Source organism: Natronocella acetinitrilica, assembly GCF_024170285.1.
Taxonomy (GTDB): domain Bacteria; phylum Pseudomonadota; class Gammaproteobacteria; order Nitrococcales; family Aquisalimonadaceae; genus Natronocella; species Natronocella acetinitrilica.
The window spans coordinates 1-1319 of record NZ_JALJXV010000028.1; the positions used below are offsets into that span (position 1 = coordinate 1).

Below are 1319 nucleotides of genomic sequence, written 5' to 3' on the forward strand. Positions count from 1 at the left end.
TGAACCGCCCCGGGTTTGGTGGAGGCTCCAACTCTTGAGAAGATGGAGCCATGAAGAAGACCAACAAGTTCTCACCTGAGGTTCGCGAGCGGGCAGTTCGTATGGTGCAGGAGCACCGTGACGATTACCCCTCGCTGTGGGCCGCCATCGAGTCCATTGCGCCAAAAATCGGTTGCGTTCCGCAGACCCTGCTGGAATGGGTCAAGCGGGCGGAGACGGATGCAGGCGAGCGCGACGGGCTAACCACGACCGAACGTGAACGCCTCAAGGCGTTGGAGCGTGAGGTCAAGGAGCTGCGCCGCGCCAACGATATCCTCAAGACGGCCAGTGCGTTTTTCGCCCAGGCGGAGCTCGACCGCCGCCTGAAGTCCTGAAGGACTACATTGATCGCCACCGGGATGTATACGGGGTCGAGCCGATCTGCCGTGTTCTGCAGATTGCCCCTTCGGGATACCGACGGCGGGTGGCGCAACAGCGCAGTCCTTCTCTTCGCTGCGCCCGCGCTCAACGGGATGATCAGTTGATACCTGAGATCCAGCGTGTCTGGCATGCCAACATGCAGGTATACGGTGCTGACAAGGTCTGGCGTCAGCTCAATCGTGAGGGGATCGTGGTTGCCCGCTGTACGATTGAGCGGCTGATGAGACGCCTGGGGCTGCAGGGTGTGCGCCGCGGCAAGGTGGTGCGTACCACCGTGGCGGACACTGCGGCAGCGTGCCCACTGGATCGGGTCAACCGGCAGTTCAGGGCGCAACGCCCCAATCAGCTCTGGGTGTCAGATTTCACGTACGTCTCCACCTGGCAAGGCTGGTTGTATGTGGCCTTCGTGGTAGATGTCTTTGCCCGACGCATCGTTGGTTGGCGGGTCAGCAAGACCATGCGAACGGACTTTGTCATTGATGCGTTGGAGCAGGCCTTGTACGACCGCCAGCCGGGACGTGGCGATGCCCTGGTGCATCACTCCGACCGAGGGTCCCAATACGTATCCATTCGCTATACGGAGCGACTATCGGAGGCTGGTATAGAGCCTTCGGTTGGCAGTCGCGGAGACAGCTACGATAACGCTCTGGCAGAAACGATCAACGGATTGTACAAGGCAGAGCTGATCCACCGTCGTGCGCCCTGGAAGTCGAGGGAATCCGTGGAACTAGCCACACTGCAGTGGGTTCACTGGTTTAACCATCAGCGCCTGCTGGAACCGATCGGATATATCCCGCCGGCCGAGGCTGAGGCACACTACTGGCGGCTGAAAGCCACCGAGGCCATCCCGATGGCCTCAACTTAAACCCAACAGCCTCCATCATACCCGGGGCGGTTCA

At 60.6% G+C, this 1319-nt stretch carries 1 protein-coding gene and 1 other annotated feature; the gene reads left to right on the top strand.

What is annotated here, in order from left to right; all coding sequences use genetic code 11:
* Nucleotides 1–50 precede the first annotated feature (50 nt).
* A protein-coding gene (locus tag J2T57_RS22070) for an IS3 family transposase (protein WP_253485964.1) occupies nucleotides 51–1285 on the top strand; the annotation gives its coding sequence in 2 pieces (ribosomal slippage) (nucleotides 51–342 and nucleotides 342–1285; 1236 coding nt in all).
* Nucleotides 329–445: a sequence feature (AL1L pseudoknot), on the top strand. Its footprint overlaps the gene before it by 117 nt.
* Nucleotides 1286–1319: the final 34 nt, after the last annotated feature.